The following is an 18,405-nucleotide window of genomic DNA, read 5'->3' as shown; positions in this document are numbered from 1 at the left end:
GACGAGACAATTGGGAAGGAGACACCCGTGAGCCGAGCCAGAATCGAACACACCCCCGACGGCTATTACCTGACCCGCACACCGCTGTTCGCATTCACGCTGCTGTGCTGCCTGTTCGCGCTGTGGGGCACCGCCGCGAACCTGAACGACGTGCTGATCGCGCAGTTCAAGAAATCGTTCTTCCTGTCCGACTTCGAATCGGCGTTCGTGCAGTCCGCGTTCTATCTCGGCTACTTCTTCCTCGCGATCCCCGCCGCGACCGTCGTGAAGAAGTTCAGCTACAAGACGACGATCCTCGTCGGCCTGCTGCTCTACACGACCGGCTGCCTGCTGTTCTTCCCGGCTGCGTCGATGGCGAAGTACGGGATGTTCCTCGTCGCGCTGTTCGTGATCGCCGCGGGCCTGTCGTTCCTCGAGACGGCGTCGAACTCGTATTCGACGCTGATGGGCCCGCGCGACACCAGCACGCGGCGGCTGAACATCTCGCAAACGTTCTACCCGTTCGGCGCGATGGCCGGCGTGTACATGGGCAGCTTCCTGATCTTCAAGGAAGGCGATGCGTCGCATGCGCAGCTCGCGGCAATGTCGGCGGCCGACGCGCACGTGCACCAGCTCGCGATGATCCAGGCCACGCTCGAGCCGTACAAATGGCTGATCGTCGTGCTCGTCGCGGTATTCATCGTGTTTGCGCTCACGCCCTACCCGGCCTGCAAGGGCAACGGGCCGAGCGCGGCCACGCACAGGATCGACGCGCGCGGCACGCTCGCGCGCCTGTTCGGCAACCGGCGCTTCGTCGCGGGCATCGTCGCGCAGTTCCTGTACGTCGGCGCGCAGGTCGGCGTATGGAGCTTCACGATCCGGCTCGCGATGCAGATCGGCGGCCTGACCGAGCGCGGCGCATCGCGCTACCTGCTCGCGACGTTCTTCGCGTTCTTCGTCGGCAAGCTGGTCGCGACGCTCGTGATGAAGCGCGTCGGGCCGGCCAAGGTGCTGATCGTCTACGGCATCCTGTGCATCGCGCTGCTCGCGTACACGATCAGCGTGCATAACATCACGGCCGTCTACGCAGCAGTGTGCGTGAGCGCGTTCCTCGGCCCGTGCTGGCCGACGATCTACGGCCTCACGATCGACGGCCTCGGCAAGGACACCGAATACGGCGGCTCGATCCTCGTGATGAGCATCGTCGGCGGCGCGGTCGTGCCGCTGATCCAGGGGCTGATCTCCGACCATACCGGCGGCAACATGCAGCTCGCGTTCGCCGTGCCGCTCGCATGCTTCGTCGTGATCGTCTACTACGGCTTCTACTGCCTGCGCCACCTGCCGGCCGCGACGCCCGACGCGGCAGCCGACGGCAACGCACCCGCGCGCTACGCCGCGACGCGCACCACGTCGGGAGCGTAACCATGCGAGGCGAGATCGAACTGCGGCGCGACGACTTCCGCGACACGCCGCGCACGCTGTACCGCACCGACGGCATCACCGTCACCGCGTTCGCGTATCCGTCCGGCGTCGAGGCGCTGAAGCTCGAGAACCGCCGCGGCCATGTCGTCGTGCTGCCGTATCTCGGCCAGATGATCTGGGCCGCCGCGTTCGACGGCCGCGACCTGACGATGAAGCACATGTTCCGGCAGCCGAAGCGCGCGGCGTCGATCATCGATACCTACGGCTGCTTCATGTTCCACAGCGGGCTGCTGCGCAACGGCTGCCCGGGCCCGGACGACACGCACGCGCTGCACGGCGAGATGCCGTGCGCACCGATGGATCGTGCGAGCCTGATCGTCGGCACGGATGCGCACGGCGCAACAGCCGAAGTGACCGGCGAATACGAATACGCGCAGGGCTTCGGCAGCCACTACGTCGCGCGTCCGTCGGTACGGCTCGCGGAACACGACGCGCAGATGACGATCGCGATGGACGTGACGAATCTCGGCGGCGCACCGATGGACCTGATGTACATGGCACACCTGAACTATGCATACGTGCCGGGCGGCCGCTTCGTGCAGTCGCTGCCGCGCGGCGGGTCGCGATTGCGTGAAAGCGTGCCCGCGCACGTGAAGCCGACCGCCGCGTGGCGCGAATACACGGCCACGCTCGCACGCGAACCGGAACGGCTCGCGACGCTCGATGCGCCCGCACTGTACGACCCCGAGATCGTGTTTTTCATGAACGGTGCGGAAACGGATGCAGACGGCGTCGCGCATTTCCTGCTCGCGCATCCGGACGGCAGCGCATTCCACACCGCGTACCGCCCCGAACAGTTCCCGCATGCGACGCGCTGGATCCTGCACAACGCGGACCAGCAGGTCGCCGCGTTCGCGCTGCCGTCGACCTGCGAGCCGGAGGGGTATGAAGCCGAACGCCGCAAGGGCCATGTCGCGGCACTCGCGCCGGGCGCGACGCGCCGCTTCGACGTGGTGACCGGTTACCTGAGCGCGGCGGAAGCACGCGATGCGTGAAACGATGCGCGGCCGCGTTGCGTCAGGTCACGAGCGCGATCCCGTGTTCGCGGATCGCCGTTTCGTAGCGGCTGCCCAGTTGCCCGTCGGAGATCACATAGTTGAAGTCGGTCAGTTCGGCGAAATAGGCCGCGCGCACTTCGTCGAACTTCGTGTGGTCGACGAGCAGGAAGCGGTTCTGCGCGCGCGCCATCACCTTCTTCTTCACGTCGACTTCGTGGAAGTTGAAGCACGTGACGCCGCAGCGGTCGCTCACGCCGGCCGCGGAGATGAACGCCTTCGACACGCGCACCGTGTCGAGGATGCCGGTTTCGGCGACCGACTCGAACACCATGTTCTTGCGGTGATACGCGCCGCCGCACAGGATCACGCTGCAATGCGGCTTTTGCTGCAGCTTCGCGAACACGTTCAGCGAATTGCAGACGGCCGTGAATTCGAGGTCGTCCGGAATGAAGTCGACGATGAACGGCGTGGTCGAGCCGCAGTCGACGAAGATCGTGTCGCCGGTCGTCACGAACTGCGCGGCCAGCTTGCCGATGCGGCGCTTTTCCTCGGTCTGACGGTTGTTCTCGGCGCTGATCAGGTACTCGCCGATGTCGCTGCGCTGCGCGGCGAAATGGCGCGTCACGTAGCCGCCGATCAGACTCAGGCCGTGCGGGTTGTCCGCGAGATCGCGGCGGATCGTCATCTCGGACACGCCGAACAGCTCGGCGACTTCCCTCAGATGAATCGCGTTCTGCCCTTGCAGCACGTTCATCAGCGTCTTGATCCGTTCGCCCTTCTTCGTTTCCATGCCTGTATCCTGCGTGCCTGTCGCACTCGTCGCTCGTCGTGCCGGGCGCGCGGGCCCGGCCGGAATGTCGTATTTGTAACAAACCGATGTGAAAACATCAACTTTCCGTGTGCCTTTCCGGCGCACGATCCGTGGAGTCCTGAAACATGCCGCTTTCCAACGCCCAACTCGCCCAAACCATCGATCACACGCTGCTCGCGCCCGACGCGAACGACGCGCAGATCCGCGAACTCTGCCGCCAGGCGGCCGCGCATCGCTTTTACTCGGTCTGCGTGAATTCGGCGAACGTGCCGCTCGCCGCACGCGAGCTGGCCGATACCGGCGTGCTCGTCTGCGCGGTGGTCGGCTTTCCGCTCGGCGCGGCGCTGTCGGCCGCGAAGGCATTCGAGGCGTCGGCCGCGATCGCGGCGGGCGCCGGCGAGATCGACATGGTGATCAACCTCGGCGCGCTGAAGAGCGGCCGCGCCGACGACGTGAAGGCCGACATCGCGGCCGTGCAGCACGCATGCGGCGCGGTGCCGCTGAAGGTGATCCTCGAGGCGGGGCTGCTGAGCGACGACGAGAAGGTGCGCGTGTGCGAGATGTGCCGCGATCTCGGCGTCGCGTTCGTGAAGACGTCGACGGGGTTCGGCCATGGCGGCGCGACGCTCGCGGATGTCGCGCTGATGCGCCGCACGGTCGGGCCGGACCTCGGCGTGAAGGCATCGGGCGGCGTGCGCGACCGCGCGGCCGCGCTCGCGATGCTCGAAGCCGGCGCGACGCGGCTCGGCACGAGCTCGGGAGTGGCGATCGTCACCGATCAGGGCGGCAACGATTCGGCGTATTGATGCGCGAAGGGCGGGTGCACGAACCGGACTGTCAGCGGCGGTGTCGAACTCCATTCACCGCCAAGAGCCGTTCGTCCGTCACCACGGCAAGCCGTGAAGCGTGGATCCGCATTCAGCTTGCCTGCTTCGGGAGGCGAGCCAAAGCGCAGCTTCGATCCAAAAAAGCAACCGATCATCCGCAAATCACGGCCACCGTCGGCGACTTGCGAAACGTGCGTATCCGCTATCGGCCGGATCGCGAGCGGCTCAATTCCACGCATGGCGCGCCGGACGCACGCCGTTCAGGTAGTAGTTGCCGACGAGGTGATACTTCCACCGCACCGGATCGTGCAACGTATGCGTGCGCGCGTTACGCCAATGCCGGTCGAGATTGTGCTCGGCGAGCGTCGACTGCGTGCCGGCCAGCTCGAACAGCTTCTCACCCGCGAGCAGCGCGATCTCGGTCGTCAGCACCTTCGCTTCGCCGACCGCGACCGACGCGCGCGCGACATCGTCGCCAGTCACCGTGCCGCGCGCGCCGATCTCGTCGAGCGTGCGCGCCGCGCGTTCGAGCAGCGCTTCCGCCGCATGAAGCTGAATATGCAGACGGCCGATCTCGCGGAGGATCAGCGGATCGTCTGCCGCTCGTTCGACGCCGCTGTCGACCCACGGCCGCGTACGGGCGCGCACGAACGCCAGCGTATCGTCGATGGCCGCTTTCGCGATGCCGGCATCGATCGCCGCCTGGATGATCTGCGACAGCGGGCCATTGAGCGTCGGCTCGTCCGATACGCGCTGCGCGGGCAGCACATGCGACGCGGGCACGCGCACGCCGTCGAGCACCACCGTGCCGCTCGCGGTCGTGCGCTGCCCGAACCCCGACCAGTCGTCGATCACGGTCAGCCCCGGCGTCGGCTGCGGCACGTATGCAAGCCACGCGTGCTGCGCGTCGTCGAGACCGAGCACCGGCACGTAATGCGCGAACAGCGCGCCCGTCGAGTAGAACTTCGTGCCGTCGACGACATAGTCGTCGCCGTCGCGGCGCACGCGCGTCTTCAGATCGAGCACGTGCTTCGTGCCCTTCTCCGAGAAGCCGTTGCCGAACCGCTTGCCACTCAGCACTTCCGCGAAGAAATAGCGCTTCTGCGCGTCGGTGCCGACCAGTGCGATCACGTCGACCAGCCCGAAATGGTTCTGCGGCAACTGTCCGAGCGACGCATCGGCCGCCGCGACGATCTTGATCACCTCGGTGAGCGTCACATGCGATACGCCCGCGCCGCCGTATGCCTTCGGCACCGTGATCGCCCATAGCCCCGACTGCGAGAACCATTCGATCTCGTCGCGTGGCAACCGGCGCTCCCGATCGCGTTCGGCGGCGCCTTCCGCAAGCCGCTGCGCCAGCGCATGCGCGGCCGCGATCGCCTGCGCGTCGTCGGCGATCACGTGGGCCGCTTGCGGTTTCGCTTCGGCCGACCGCTGCTGAATCGTGGCGCTCGTATCTGACATCGGACCCTCCTGTCGAATCGCGAAAGCGTTCAATCTAGCAGTGCGCTGCAGGTCGGCAAACCGAGCGATTCTCGTAACGATATTCCTTCGGATCACAAACGACATCGAGATTCACGCACGCGACATCATGCTTCAGCGTCGCAATCGATGCCCGAACGGCGGAGCGTCCCCAGCCGGTCCGCGTAATGCTCGTCGACGATAACGATCTGCGAATCCGTTATTGGAACGCCCGCCCCGCGCTTCCTATACTGGCCTCCCGGCGCAAAAACGGCACCGCCCTTCGAGGAAATCCGCATGACTTCGTCGCACGCAGACACCGAGCTTTCCACCGGCACCGACTACGACGCACTCGCGAGCCGGTTCCGGCCGATATTCGACCGCATCGCCGCTGGCACCGCCGAACGCGAACGCCGCCGCGAACTGCCGCACGAAGCGATCGGCTGGCTGAAGGCGGCCGGCTTCGGCGCGATACGGCTGCCGGTACGCGACGGCGGTGCCGGCGCATCGCTGCCGCAGTTGTTCCGGCTCTTGATCGAGCTCGCCGCCGCCGATTCCAATCTGCCGCAGGCGTTGCGTGGACACTTCGCGTTCGTCGAGGACTGGCTGAACACGCCGCCCGGGCCGCAACGCACGACATGGTTCGACCGGTTCGCGAGCGGCCAGCTCGTCGGCAACGCGTGGTCGGAGGCCGGCGACGTGCCGCTCGGCCAGACCATCACGAAGGTGTCGGAGCAGAACGGCCGGCTCGTGCTGAACGGGCGAAAGTTCTACAGCACGGGCAGCCTGTTCGCCGACTGGATCGACGTGTTCGCGCAGCGCGCGCACGACGGCAGCGACGTGATCGTCGCCGTCGCGACCGCACAGCCCGGCGTGATCAGAGAAGACGACTGGGACGGCTTCGGCCAGACGACCACCGGCAGCGGCACGACGCACTTCGAGAATGCGACGGTCGACGCCGACAACGTGATCGACTTCGCACGCCGCTTCAAGTACCAGACCGCGTTCTACCAGCTCTTCCACGTCGCGACGCTGGCCGGCATCGGCCACGCGATCGTGCGCGACGCGGGCGCGCTCGTGCGCGCTCGCACCCGCGTGTACAGCCACGGCAACGCCGCACGCGCGGGCGACGATGCGCAGCTCCAGCAGGTGATCGGCGAGATCGCGTCATGGGCCTACGCGGCCGACGCGCTCGCGCTGCGCGCCGCGCAGCCGCTTCAGCTCGCCTACGAAACCCGCTTCGGTGGCGACGAACAGGCCGAGCACGACGCGAACGTCGCGGCCGAAATCGAATCCGCGCAGAGCCAGCTCGTCGTGTCCGAACTCGTACTGCGCGCCGCGACACGCCTGTTCGACGCGCTCGGTGCGTCCGCCACGCGCAGCACGACCGCGCTCGACCGCCACTGGCGCAATGCGCGCACGGTGTCGTCGCACAATCCGCTCGTCTACAAGGCCAGGATCGTCGGCGACTGGGTCATCAACGGCCGTACGCCGCCGTTCGTCTGGCGCGTCGGCAACGGCACGAGCCCGAGTACGGAAACGGGAGCCGTTCGATGAGCAAGACCATCCGCTTCAACGCGTTCGAGATGAACTGCGTCGGCCATCAGTCGCCGGGGCTGTGGGCGCATCCGCGCGACCGTTCGTGGCAGTACAAGGACCTCGATTACTGGACCGACCTCGCCCGCATCCTCGAACGCGGGATCTTCGACGCGATCTTCATCGCGGACGTGATCGGCTATTACGACGTCTACAAGGGCAGCAACTACCACGCGCTGCACCAGGCCGCGCAGATTCCGGTCAACGACCCGCTGCAGCTCGCGGCGCCGATCGCGATGGCGACCGAGCATCTCGGCATCGGCATCACCGCGTCGACCACGTTCGAGCACCCGTACACGTTCGCGCGCCGGCTGTCGACCGCCGACCATCACACCAAGGGCCGGCTCGCGTGGAACATCGTCACGTCCTATCTGGAAAGTGGCGCGAAGAACGTCGGCGATCACGGCTTGCGCACGCACGACGACCGTTATGCGGTCGCGGCCGAATACGTCGAGGTGCTGTACAAGCTGTTCGAGGGCAGCTGGGAAGACGGCGCGGTGGTGCGCGATCGCGACGGCCGCGTGTTCACGCATCCCGAGAAGGTGCACGAGATCGGCCACAAGGGCCGCTTCTTCGACGTGCCCGGCTATCACCTGTGCGAACCATCGCCGCAGCGCACGCCGGTGCTGTTCCAGGCCGGCGCGTCCGGCCCCGGCAAGGCGTTCGCCGCGCAGCACGCCGAATGCGTGTTCGTCGCCGCGCCGACCCGCGAGCAGCTCGCGCGCTACGTGGCCGATGTGCGCGCGCAGGCCGCCGCCGCGGGCCGCGATCCGCGCTGGGTGCTGATCTACAACCTCGTCACGGTGATCGTCGACGAAACCGACGAGAAGGCACAGGCCAAGTTCGACGAATACCGCCGCTACGTGTCGTACGACGGCTCGCTGGTGTTCATGTCCGGCTGGACCGGCATCGACTTCGGCCAGTATGCGCCGGCCGATCCGGTCAGGCGCGTCGAAACCAATGCGATCGTGTCGGCGGTCGAGCACCTGGCGGGCGGCGACACCGCGTGGACGATCGAGGCGCTGGCGGCATGGGGCGGCATCGGCGGACTCGGCCCGGTGTTCGTCGGGTCGGCGGCGACCGTGGCGGACATCCTGCAGGAATGGGTTGCCGCAACCGACGTGGATGGCTTCAATCTCGCGTATGCGGTCGCGCATGAAACCTTCGAAGACATCGTGCGCTTTCTCGTTCCGGAACTGCAACGGCGCGGCGTCTATCCGACGCAGTATGCGCCGGGCACGCTGCGCGAGAAACTGTTCGGCGGCTCGGCGCGGCTGCCGGACGAGCATCCGGCCGCGCAGTTTCGCGATATCGAGCAGGTCAAGCGCGATGCCGAGCGGGAGACCGTCAGCGCGTGACGGCAAGGTCGAAGCCGGCTTGCCCGCATTCGGCGGCGACCGGCTTCAGCGCAAACGGCTTCGTGCGGTCCGACGAAGCCGTTGGTATTTTCCGGGGCGGTGAACGCTCCCCCGCCAGCGCTTACGCGGCGCTTTCGTCGTCGATGTCGCGCGCCGTCGGCTCGTCACGCACGATCAACAGGAACACGATCGGCGTGACCGCACTGATCGCGACGACCCAGAACATGTCCGTACCGAGACGGGCCTGCAGGATCGGCAGCACGAACAGCGCAAGCGCCTGGCCGATGCCGCACAGCGAACGCCCGAAGCCGACACCGGATGGCCGCGATCGTCGTCACGCATGATCTCGACGAGGCACTGTATCTCGGCGATCGCGTGCTGATGCTCGCACCGAACCCGGGCCGCGTCGACGACGAGATCCACGTCGAGGTCGCACGGCCGCGCGATCGGCGCGATCCGTCGCTGGCCGCGCAACGCGCGCGGTTGCTGGACGCGTTCCAGCGCTTTCACGATCGTGCCGACGGCGCGAGACCCCAGCCGCACGGCCATCAGGCATCCGGAATCCGGGGGGCTTGAAACTCCCTGGCATGAGCCGGCCAGTCCTGCGAGCGTGCCGCCGCGGCGCGTCATGCACGGGTGTGCCGCAGTTCGCCGTCGATGGTCTGCGGCAACCTCAGCAGGTTGAAGATCGGGCAGACCGCTTCGACTGCCTGATGCAGCGCGCGAATCGCGTCGGGCGGCTCGGGCGACACGATGTCGAGCGTATAGCGGAGGTTGTGCGGGAACACGGGCACATGCTCGAAACCCGGCTGCTGCGCGAGCGGATGCTGGTCGCCGGTCACCTCCACCTCGATCGCATCGATCTTCAGGCCGCGCTCGGCGGCCTGGATCAGCGTGATGTGCGTGAGGCAACTGCCCAGCACGCCGAGCTGCAGCTCCGGCGACGCGGGCCCGAGGTTGTAGCCCGCGAAGTCGGGCGGACTGTCGCTGATCACCTGGAAGTCGCGAATGCGGATCTCCCGCACGCCGCTGCGGCCGAGCGCGCGCACGGTCGCCTTCAGCGGCGTCGCCTTGAAATCGGGATCGTTGCGTGCCGCATCCTGCTTCGCGCGCCAGGCGTCGCGTTTTTGGGCGAGATAGTCGTTCAGGGTCGTCATGGCCGGGTCGTCGGTGCGTCAGTCGGTTGTGCTTCGCGCAGGGCGGCGTCCGCCGCCCGCTGTCGGCGGCGCTCAGTCCGCCTTCGGAATCCATGCGGCAGTCGCCGCGTCGCTCGCGCGGAACGCCGAGAACTTCGCGCCGAGTTCGGCCACGGTCCGGATGTCGTTTTTCACGAGATCGTCGCGCGTGATCAGCGTCGGCTTGACGACGATGCGCGCTCCCGGATCCTGGCCGGCGACGAGCAGCGCGGCGGCCCGCACCGACACGGCGCCGACGACCGCCGGATTGGTCGCGGCCGTCGCGACCCACGCGCTGTTCGGCGCGCGGATGGCCTCGATGTCCGCGGTCGAGATATCCGCGCTGTAGATGCGGATCTTCGACGACAGCTTCGCTTCGTCCGCGGCGAGCTTCGCGCCGCGCGCGAACTCGTCGTAAGGCGCGAACACGACGCGAATGTCGGGATTCGCGCGATAGGCCGCTGCCGCCTGATTCGCGACCGATTGCGCGATCGGATTGTCGACGGTGCCCCAGCGCGCCTTTTCCTGCACCTTCGGGTGCGCGCGCTTGAAGTCGCGCCATGCGGCATCGCGCCGGTCGAGCGGCGCAAAGCCGGCGACATACACATAACCGGCCGCGAACGCGTCGCCGTTGTCCTTGACCGCCTGACCGAGCAGCAGGTTGGCCAGGTCGCGATCGCTCTGCTCGATTTGCGGCACCTTCGGATTGCCGAGATCGACGTCGAACGCGACGACCTTGATCCCCTTGTCCAGCGCGCGCTGGACGACGTCCTTCAACGCTTCGGGCAAGCCGTGGTTGACGATGATCGCGGACACGCCGATGCCGATCGCCTGCTGGATCTGCTCGCGCTGTTCGGCCGCGTCCTGCCGGCCCTCGTAGATGCGAAAATCGACGCCGAGCGCCTTCGCCTGCTTCTGCGCGCCAGCCTCGTAGGCCTGGAAGAAGTCGCCGGTCGACAGATAGTTGACGAGCGCGATCTTCACGCCGCCCTTGTCGAACGGTGCGGGCGCGCCCTTGAGCGGGCCGGCGTGCGCCGCGGATGCGAGCGCGGCCAATGCAGCTGCAAAAAACAGCGCGAGCGCGTCGACCTTCCGGTCGATACGCGGCTTGCGGCGAAGCGACGGTCGCATGGTCTGCCTGTCTCCGTTGGGACGATATCCGCACAATCTATCAGCGCGACACGCGCGCTCAAACCGAGCGATTCGGCAATGGATATTCCTTCGGACGTCAAATCGGTTGCGGTGGCATCGCTTCGATCCGGGAATAAGCAATCGAGCGCGCGCGTGATAACCGTCGCAGGAATCGATGGTTGGAGACCGCGCCCGGGGTTGACTACAGTCGCACGATTCAGCCCGTTCATTTCCTTCGGATCCTTCGACGCCATGACACGTCCCCATCGAATCCGCCGCTCGCTGGCCGGCGCACTGCTGGCGCTCGCGGCCACCGGCGCCCTCTCTCCGGTCCGCGCGCAAGGCAACGCGCCGGCCAGCGCCGCGGTGCCGTCGCTGAAAGGCAAGCGAATCGGCATCACCGCGATCGGCACCGATCACTACTGGGACCTGAAGGCCTACCAGGGCGCGATCGATGAAGTGAAACGCCTGGGCGGCACGCCGATCGCGCTCGATGCCGGCCGCAACGACAACCGGCAGATCGCGCAGATCCAGACGCTGATCGCGCAGAAGCCGGACGCCATCATCGAGCAGCTCGGCACGGCGACCGTGCTGGAGCCGTGGCTGCAGAAGATCCGGCAGGCCGGCATTCCGCTGTTCACGATCGACACGGCCTCGCCGTCGAGCCTGAACGTCACGACCTCGGACAACTTCTTCATCGGCGAGCAGCTCGCGCTGAAGCTCGTCAACGACATCCACGGCGAAGGCAACATCCTGGTGTTCAACGGCTTCTACGGCGTGCCGGTGTGCGCGATCCGCTACGACCAGTTGAAGGCCGTGCTGAAGTATTACCCGAAGGTGAAGATCATCCAGCCCGAGCTGCGCGACGTGATTCCGAACACGGTCCAGAGCGCGTACGCGCAGGTGAGCCAGCTGCTCGGCAAGTATCCGAAAGGACAGATCGCCGCGATCTGGGCCGCGTGGGACGTGCCGCAGGTCGGCGCGACGCAGGCCGTCGACGCCGCGCGCCGCAGCGAGATCAAGACCTACGCGGTGGACGGCAGCCCCGACGTCGTCGCGCTCGTGAAGGACCCGAAATCGAGCGCGGCCGCCGTGGTCGCGCAGCAGCCCGCGCTGATCGGCAAGACGGCGGTCGACAACGTCGCGCGCTACCTGGCCGGAGACCGCGCGCTGCCGCCCTATACGTACGTGCCGTCGCTGCTCGTCACGAAGGACAACGCCGGCACGGCGCAACGGACGCTCGGGCAGACGGGGCCGCAATGAGCGCCGGCGCGGGCCCGTCCGCGCTGGCGCTGCGCGGGATCGTCAAGCGCTTCGACGGCGTGCCGGCGTTGCGCGGCGCGTCGCTGGACGTCGCGCGCGGCACCGTGCACGGCCTGATCGGCCAGAACGGCGCGGGCAAGTCGACGCTGATCCGGATACTCGCCGGCATCGACACGGCCGACGGCGGCACGCTCGAGATCGACGGCGTCGCGCGGCCGCTCGCCGCCAACGGGTCGCGCGCGCCGTCGTCCGGCATCGAATTCATTCACCAGGAGCGCCTGCTGCCGGCCACCTTCACGGTCGCCGAAGCGCTGGCGCTCGGCCGCGAGCCCGCGTTCGGCGCGGGGGCGCCCGGGCTGCTCGACATGCGGCGCATGCGGCGCGCGGCGCACGATGCGCTGCAGCGGCATTTCGGCATCGCGCTGCCGCCGGACCGGCTGATCGCCGAGCTCAGCGTTGCCGAGCGGCAGATCGTGCAGATCACGCGCGCGCTGATGCGCGACCCGCGCATCCTCGTGCTCGACGAGCCGACCGCTGCGCTCGTGAGCCGCGAGGTCGACCGGCTTCTGCAGACCCTGGACCGTCTGCGGCAGCGCGGACTGACGATCCTCTACGTATCGCACTACCTGGACGAGATCGCGACGCTGTGCGATCGCGTGACTGTGCTGCGCGACGGCGTCGACGTCGCGCACGTCGACGCGCGCACCACGTCGACGGAAGCGCTCGTCGCGGCGATGCTCGGCACGGACGCCGCGCCGCGCCCGCGCGGACCGTCCCGCGTGCCCGGTCAGCCGGTGCTGCAGGTGACCGGGTTGTCCGTGCGCGGTCGTTTCGACGACGTGTCGTTCGACGTGCGGCGCGGCGAGATCGTCGGCATGACGGGGCTGCTCGGCTCCGGCGGCAAGCAGGTCGTACGCGGCCTGTTCGGCCTGGAGCGCGGCATGCAGGGCAAGATCGGCATCGACGGCCGCATGGCCCGGCTGCGCGGCCCGCGCGACGCGGTCCGGCACGGCATCGCGTTCGTGCCGGAAGACCGCCGCTCGCACGGCGTCGCGCCGGCGCTGTCGGTGCGCGAGAACGTCACGCTCGCGAGCCTCGGGCGGTTCAGCCGTGCCGGCTTGCTCGCGCGGCGCCGGGAGGACGACACGGTGCGGCGGCTGATCGCGGACCTGGGCATCCGGACGCCGGGCCCGGACGCGCCGGTGCGCCAGCTGTCCGGCGGCAACCAGCAGAAGGTCGCGCTCGCAAAATGGCTGAGCCGCGGCGCCGAGCGGACCTCGCCCGTGTACCTGCTCGACGAGCCGACGGTGGGCGTCGATATCGGCGCCAAGGCGGAAATCTACCGGCTGCTCGACCGGCTCGCGCGCGACGGGGCCGCGATCCTGCTGTTTTCCAGCGACCTGCTCGAACTGCTGGAGCTCGCCGACCGCGTGCTCGTGATGGCGCGCGGCCGGATCGTGCACGAGGTCGCGACGCGCGACACCACTCGCCAGGACCTGCTCGCGTGGGCGAGCGGCGCGCGCGGCCGCACGCCGCCACGGGAGGTCGCCGCATGAGCCGGCCGCTCGACAGCCAGCCGCAGGCATCCGGCGGCGCCGCTTTCGCGCGGCCGCCGGCTGTATCGGACGCGCAATTCTGGCTGCGCTGGGGCGCACTGCTGGCGTTCGCGGTGGTGTTCGCGGCATTCGCCGCCAGTTCGCCGCTCTTTCTCACGGTTGCGAATCTCGCGAACGTGCTGCAGCAATCCGTCGTGATCGGCTTGCTCGGCTTCGGCCTGACGGTCGTGCTGATCGGCGGCGGCCCGGACCCGATCCGCGGCGGCCTCGACCTGTCGGTCGCGGCGAACCTGGGCCTGTGCGCGGCCGTGCAGGCAGTCGCGCTGCGCGACGGCGCGACGGATGGCGCGGCGCTCGCGCTGATGCTCGCCACCGGCGCGGCCGTCGGCGCGCTGAACGCGTTCGCGGTGATCGTGCTGCGCATCTTCCCGCTGCTCGCCACGCTGACGACGATGAACCTGTGCGCCGGCTTCGAACTGGTGCTGACGCAAAACACCTCGGTCGCGGCGGCAAGCCCGCTGCTGGCGTTCCTGCTCGGCAACGGCCCGTTCGATATCCCGCATCTCGCGTACGCGCTGCCGGGCGCCGCACTGCTGTTTACCGTGCTGGTTCACCGGACCCGCTTCGGCCTGCGGCTCGCCGCGACCGGTGCACATCGCCACGCCGCGCGCGCCGCCGGGCTGCGCGTGAACGCCTATGTCGCGGCCAGCTACGTGCTGAGCGGGATCGCGGCCGCGCTCGCCGCGCTCGCGTCGAGCGCGTTGCTGAGCGGCAGCGCGCCCGGTGCCGGCGAAAACCTGCTGGCCGTCGTCGCGGCCGCGCTGCTCGGCGTCGTGTTCTCGCGGCGGCTCGTGCCGACGGTGCCGGGTACGCTGCTCGCCGTGCTGTTCATCGGCATCGTCGGCAACGGCTTTCAGCTCGACAACGTCTCGAGCTACTGGATCAACGGCGTCGAAGGCGCGTCGATCCTGTTCGTCGTCGCGACGACCGCCGTGATTCGGCGCCGCCATGCGGAAGACCCCGCCCATGACTGAATGGACCGACCGCCTGCAGCGGTTCTCGCTCGTGGCCGCGCTCGTCGCGGTATTCGTCTTCTTCGCGGTGTGCGCGCCCGGGTTCGCGCGGCCCGCCAACCTCGCCGACGTGCTGACCAACAACTTCGCACTGCTGGCGATTGCCGCGCTCGGCATGACGCTCGCGCTGTCGATCGGCGCGGTCGACCTGTCGCTCGGCACCGCGATCGACTTCGCCAGCCTCGTGTTCGTGCAACTGTGCGCGCAGCAGGTCGGCGTGCTGCCCGCGCTCGCGGGCGGCCTTTGCGCGGCGCTGCTGGTCGGCGCGTTCAACGGCGCGCTGATCGCCGGGCTCGGAATCGCGCCGTTTCTCGCGACGCTCGGCACGCTGTTCATCGGCCAGACCGTTCAGCAACTCGCCACCGGCGGCGGACAGCCCGTCTACCTGCTGAATGCGGCGTTGCCGCCGCTGTTCGGGGCGCTCGCGCACGGCACGTTCGCCGGCGCGCCGGTGCCGCTGTGGATCGTCGGCACGCTGGCCGTCGCCGTGCATGTCGCGCTCGCGCACTCCACGTTCGGGCGGCGCAGCATCGCGCTCGGCGCGCAGGCCGGCGTGGCGCGCTACTCGGGCCTGCCGGTCGCGGCGACCATCGTCGTGACGTGCGTTGCGAGCGCACTGGTCTACGGCGTGGTCGGCCTGCTGCTGTCGTCGACGGTCAAGGCCTACGTGCCGCAAGCCGGCAACGGTTTCCTGCTGAACGCGATCGGCGCGACGTTCATCGGCACGACGCTGTCGCCGATGCGCCGCCCCGGCGTGACCGGCACACTGCTCGGCGTGCTGCTGATCAGCCTGGTCGCCAACGGGCTGCTGCTGATCGGCTGGAATTTCTACTGGCAGCAGGTGGCCACCGGCGCGCTGATCCTCGCCGTGCTCGCGCTGAGCTTCGCGACACGGCGCAGCCGAGCCGCTTGACGCGGCGCCGCGCGCCCCGCCCCGCCCCGTCACGCATGCGCGTCCGCACGGCGGCCGATGCCGAACGTGAACGCCAGCGCGAGCACCAGCAACACGCCCTTGATGAAGTCCTGCATGTAGTACGGCGCGTTCAGCATCGTCAGCCCGTTGAGCAGCACGCCGACGAATACCGCGCCCACGACCGTGCCGAACACGTTCGGCCGCTTGGCACCCCACACGGCGTAACCCACCAGCGCGGCGGCCACCGCGTCGAGCAGCAGCGAGTGCCCGGCGCTCGCGTCGCCGCGTCCGACCCGCGCGGCGATCAGCACGCCGCCCAGCGACGCGATCGCGCCCGACACGACATACGCGGCGACCCGGTAGCGCGCGGCCGGCGCGCCGGCGAGCCGCGCGGCCGTCTCGTTGCCGCCGATCGCATAGATCACGCGGCCCCAGCGCGTCGCCTCCATCGCGACGCAGGCCAGCACCGTCACCGCCGCGAGCAACAGCACCGGCAACGGCACGACGTCGAACAGGCGCAGGCGCCCGAGCGCGAGAAACGCGGCGGGGAACACGCCCGTCGCGTCCGTGCCGTCGGGCAGCACCGAACCGGTCGCGAGCGACCGGCCGCCGGTCGGGATCAGCTGCAGGCCCGCCAGCAGGAACAGCGTGCCGAGCGTCGCGAGCTGGTCGGGCACGCGCAGCCGTGTAATCAGCAGGCCGTTGAACAACCCGGCGGCCACGCCGAGCGCGACGCAGGCGGCCACCGCCGCGAGCGTGCCGCCGTGCCAGACGACCAGCACGTAGCTGGCGGCCATCTGCGCGGACGCGGCGACGCTGCCCACCGACAGGTCGAAGCCGCCGGCCGCGAGCGTGATCGTCACGCCAATGCCGAGCAGCGCGACGATCGACACCGCCTGAAGGATGCTGAACAGGTTGTCGAGGTTCAGGAACGCGGGCTCCCTGAGTGCGAACACGGCGACGAGGGCCGCCAGCACGAGCAGGATGCCCGTGCGTTCGAGCGCCGCGCGGATGCGGGCCGGCGCGGGACGGCGCGCCCGCTCGCCAGGCAATGCATCGGGCACGACGGAAGTGGAAACGGGTTTCATGGGAGGCGCAGTCATTCAGGAGGAAGACGACAGCGGATGGTCGAGCGTGGCGCGATCGAACCGCACGATGCGATCGGCGATCTCGGCCGCTTCCTCGAGATCGCTGACGAACACGAGCGTCGCGCGCTCGTGCGCGTGGCGCCGCAGCGTATCGACGATATCGGCGCGCGCGCCGGCATCGATGCCCTGGAACGGTTCGTCGAGCAGCAGCAGCCGCGCGCGTTCCGCATGCCAGCGCGCGAGCACGACTTTCTGCTGGTTGCCGCCGGACAGGCGCACGAGCCGGTCGTCCGGGCCCGTGCAGCGGATACCGAAGGCGGCGATCGCGGCCGCGGCGGCGGCGCGTTCGCGGGCCGGCCGCAGCGCGCCGCCCGTGAACCAGCGCGACAGGAACGGAAAGCTGATCGTGCCGGCGATCGACGCGAACGGCACGCTGTCGGGAAACAGCGACGTGCGCCAGCGGTCCTCGCCGGCCAGGAACACGCCGGCTCGAATGGCATCGGCCGGCGAGCGCGGCCGCCACGGCCGGCCGTCGAGCGCCATCTCGCCGGCAGCCGCGCGCACGGTGCCAAAGATCACGCTGGCGAGGCACGACTTGCCGCCGCCGACCGGGCCCGCGATCGCGACGATCTCGCCGCGCCGGACGTCGAGATCGAACGGCACGCTGGTCGGCGACAGCCGGAGGTTCCGCAGGCTGAGGCCCGCTTCGGGCGACGACGCGGCGCGGCCCGCGTCCGCCGCGCGTGCTTTCGGCAACGGCCGCCCGATCATCGTTTCCACCGCGGCATCGAAGTCGACCGGCGCGGCCAGATCGGCGACGATCCGGCCGTCGCGGACGATCGCCACGCGATCGGCGATGCGGCGCAAGTCACCGAGCCGGTGCGACACCAGCAGGATCGCGACCCCGTCGTCGCGCAACGCGTCCAGCAGCCCGAAGAGCCGCTCCGCTTCCGGCGCGGACAGGCTCGCGGTCGGCTCGTCGAGGATCAGCAGGCCGGGCTGCCCGGCGAGCGCGCGCGCCAGCGTCACGCGCTGCTGATCGGCCAGCGACAGCGACGCGAGCGGCGCCGACAGATCGGCGTCGAGCCCGACGCGCGCGGCGAGCGGTCGCGCCGCGGCGCGCCGCGCGGCCGGCGGCGCATGCCACGGCGACGCCGGATCGCACAGCCGGTCGAGCAACAGGTTGTCGGCGATCGACAGCGTCGGCACGACGGCGTCGGCGACCGACTGGTGCACGGTGGCGACGCCGAGCCGCTTCGCCGCGTGCGGCGAAGCCGGCCGATAGGGTGCGCCGCGCAGCGTCAGCGTGCCGCCGTCGGGCCGGATCACGCCGCTCAGGATCTTCACGAAAGTCGATTTGCCGGCGCCGTTCGCGCCCATCAACGCGACGACTTCACCGGCGCCGATCGACAGGTCGAGCGCCGCCAGCGCGACGGTCGCGTCGAACCGTTTCGCGATGCCGGCCGCGCTCAGGACGGGCGGCGGCGGTGATCGGCGCGGTCGATTTGCGGCGCCTGCGCTCATGGTCGTGCCCGCCGGCGCCCGTGCCACGTCGGAAAACCGTACCGCCGTCCGGCCAGCCGTTCGCATTCGAAGCCGCGTTCGGCATCGCTCGCGAACGGCGCTTCGATCGCGCTCCCGCAGGCGGATACGAAACGCTCGTCGTCATGCTTCGAGTCGGCACAACCTGCTTC

15 protein-coding genes and 2 pseudogenes are annotated in these 18,405 nt (G+C 69.1%); 10 read left to right on the top strand and 7 right to left on the bottom strand.

Going from position 1 to position 18,405, the window contains the following annotated elements:
• Positions 1 to 27: 27 nt before the first annotated feature.
• Together fucP and AC3WLY_RS07910 are read left to right on the top strand one after the other, a co-directional pair.
• The gene (gene fucP / locus AC3WLY_RS07915) at positions 28 to 1,401 is read left to right on the top strand and encodes an L-fucose:H+ symporter permease (protein WP_175964069.1); all 1,374 of its coding nucleotides are present in this window, start codon (positions 28 to 30) and stop codon (positions 1,399 to 1,401) included.
• A gap of 2 nt (positions 1,402 to 1,403) precedes the next feature.
• On the top strand, positions 1,404 to 2,456 hold the full coding sequence (locus AC3WLY_RS07910; RefSeq protein ID WP_492309737.1) for an aldose 1-epimerase family protein: 1,053 nt from the start codon (positions 1,404 to 1,406) through the stop codon (positions 2,454 to 2,456).
• A 22-nt stretch (positions 2,457 to 2,478) separates the two neighbouring features.
• On the opposite strand, the gene deoR is transcribed toward AC3WLY_RS07910, so the two are convergent.
• Positions 2,479 to 3,249 (bottom strand): DNA-binding transcriptional repressor DeoR, encoded by a 771-nt coding sequence (gene deoR / locus AC3WLY_RS07905; RefSeq protein ID WP_492309736.1) that lies wholly within the window; start codon positions 3,247 to 3,249, stop codon positions 2,479 to 2,481.
• Between the two features lie 146 nt (positions 3,250 to 3,395).
• Between deoR and deoC the strand changes: the two genes are divergently transcribed.
• Positions 3,396 to 4,076 carry a deoxyribose-phosphate aldolase gene (deoC, locus tag AC3WLY_RS07900; protein WP_492309735.1) on the top strand — a complete coding sequence of 227 codons (681 nt, stop codon included), beginning with the start codon at positions 3,396 to 3,398 and terminating at the stop codon, positions 4,074 to 4,076.
• Positions 4,077 to 4,322: 246 nt separating this feature from the next.
• On the opposite strand, the gene AC3WLY_RS07895 is transcribed toward deoC, so the two are convergent.
• On the bottom strand, positions 4,323 to 5,561 hold the full coding sequence (locus AC3WLY_RS07895; RefSeq protein WP_492309734.1) for an SfnB family sulfur acquisition oxidoreductase: 1,239 nt from the start codon (positions 5,559 to 5,561) through the stop codon (positions 4,323 to 4,325).
• A 294-nt stretch (positions 5,562 to 5,855) separates the two neighbouring features.
• Between AC3WLY_RS07895 and AC3WLY_RS07890 the strand changes: the two genes are divergently transcribed.
• Both AC3WLY_RS07890 and AC3WLY_RS07885 read left to right on the top strand, forming a co-directional pair.
• The gene (locus tag AC3WLY_RS07890; RefSeq protein ID WP_492309733.1) at positions 5,856 to 7,115 is read left to right on the top strand and encodes an acyl-CoA dehydrogenase family protein; all 1,260 of its coding nucleotides are present in this window, start codon (positions 5,856 to 5,858) and stop codon (positions 7,113 to 7,115) included.
• Positions 7,112 to 8,512, top strand: a complete 1,401-nt coding sequence (locus AC3WLY_RS07885; protein ID WP_492309732.1) for an LLM class flavin-dependent oxidoreductase — start codon at positions 7,112 to 7,114, stop codon at positions 8,510 to 8,512. Before AC3WLY_RS07890 ends, AC3WLY_RS07885 begins: the two co-directional genes overlap by 4 nt.
• A gap of 121 nt (positions 8,513 to 8,633) precedes the next feature.
• Here AC3WLY_RS07885 and AC3WLY_RS07880 read toward each other — a convergent pair.
• A pseudogene (locus AC3WLY_RS07880) lies at positions 8,634 to 8,837 on the bottom strand (MFS transporter); the annotation flags it as partial.
• Here AC3WLY_RS07880 and AC3WLY_RS07875 point away from each other — a divergent pair.
• A pseudogene (locus AC3WLY_RS07875) lies at positions 8,822 to 9,088 on the top strand (ABC transporter ATP-binding protein); the annotation flags it as partial. The pseudogenes AC3WLY_RS07880 and AC3WLY_RS07875 sit on opposite strands and share 16 nt — an antisense overlap.
• A 50-nt stretch (positions 9,089 to 9,138) precedes the next feature.
• Here the strand turns inward: AC3WLY_RS07875 and AC3WLY_RS07870 are convergent.
• Together AC3WLY_RS07870 and AC3WLY_RS07865 are read right to left on the bottom strand one after the other, a co-directional pair.
• Positions 9,139 to 9,669 carry an OsmC family protein gene (locus AC3WLY_RS07870; protein WP_175964064.1) on the bottom strand — a complete coding sequence of 177 codons (531 nt, stop codon included), beginning with the start codon at positions 9,667 to 9,669 and terminating at the stop codon, positions 9,139 to 9,141.
• Between the two features lie 72 nt (positions 9,670 to 9,741).
• Positions 9,742 to 10,818 carry a substrate-binding domain-containing protein gene (locus AC3WLY_RS07865; RefSeq protein ID WP_492309731.1) on the bottom strand — a complete coding sequence of 359 codons (1,077 nt, stop codon included), beginning with the start codon at positions 10,816 to 10,818 and terminating at the stop codon, positions 9,742 to 9,744.
• 252 nt (positions 10,819 to 11,070) lie between these two features.
• Here AC3WLY_RS07865 and AC3WLY_RS07860 point away from each other — a divergent pair, with 252 nt between their 5' ends.
• Genes AC3WLY_RS07860 through AC3WLY_RS07845 form a run of 4 tightly spaced genes read left to right on the top strand, consistent with a single transcriptional unit; the run spans position 11,071 to position 15,623 of the window.
• On the top strand, positions 11,071 to 12,081 hold the full coding sequence (locus AC3WLY_RS07860; protein ID WP_492309730.1) for a sugar ABC transporter substrate-binding protein: 1,011 nt from the start codon (positions 11,071 to 11,073) through the stop codon (positions 12,079 to 12,081).
• A complete protein-coding gene (locus tag AC3WLY_RS07855) occupies positions 12,078 to 13,637 on the top strand; it encodes a sugar ABC transporter ATP-binding protein (RefSeq protein WP_492309729.1) in 1,560 nt (519 codons plus the stop codon). Before AC3WLY_RS07860 ends, AC3WLY_RS07855 begins: the two co-directional genes overlap by 4 nt.
• The gene (locus tag AC3WLY_RS07850) at positions 13,634 to 14,671 is read left to right on the top strand and encodes an ABC transporter permease (RefSeq protein ID WP_175964060.1); all 1,038 of its coding nucleotides are present in this window, start codon (positions 13,634 to 13,636) and stop codon (positions 14,669 to 14,671) included. The genes AC3WLY_RS07855 and AC3WLY_RS07850 overlap by 4 nt, the downstream gene beginning before the upstream one ends.
• On the top strand, positions 14,664 to 15,623 hold the full coding sequence (locus AC3WLY_RS07845; protein WP_425132228.1) for an ABC transporter permease: 960 nt from the start codon (positions 14,664 to 14,666) through the stop codon (positions 15,621 to 15,623). Before AC3WLY_RS07850 ends, AC3WLY_RS07845 begins: the two co-directional genes overlap by 8 nt.
• A 29-nt stretch (positions 15,624 to 15,652) precedes the next feature.
• Here AC3WLY_RS07845 and AC3WLY_RS07840 read toward each other — a convergent pair whose 3' ends face one another.
• Positions 15,653 to 16,711, bottom strand: coding sequence for an ABC transporter permease (locus AC3WLY_RS07840; protein WP_175964058.1), 1,059 nt, complete (start codon positions 16,709 to 16,711; stop codon positions 15,653 to 15,655).
• A gap of 15 nt (positions 16,712 to 16,726) precedes the next feature.
• On the bottom strand, positions 16,727 to 18,235 hold the full coding sequence (locus AC3WLY_RS07835) for a sugar ABC transporter ATP-binding protein (RefSeq protein ID WP_492309728.1): 1,509 nt from the start codon (positions 18,233 to 18,235) through the stop codon (positions 16,727 to 16,729).
• Positions 18,236 to 18,405 lie beyond the last annotated feature (170 nt).

The organism is Burkholderia sp. FW306-1C-G01B (assembly GCF_058781685.1).
The sequence above is the reverse complement of the archived record's forward strand: the minus strand, read 5'-3'. Positions and strand labels throughout refer to the sequence as shown.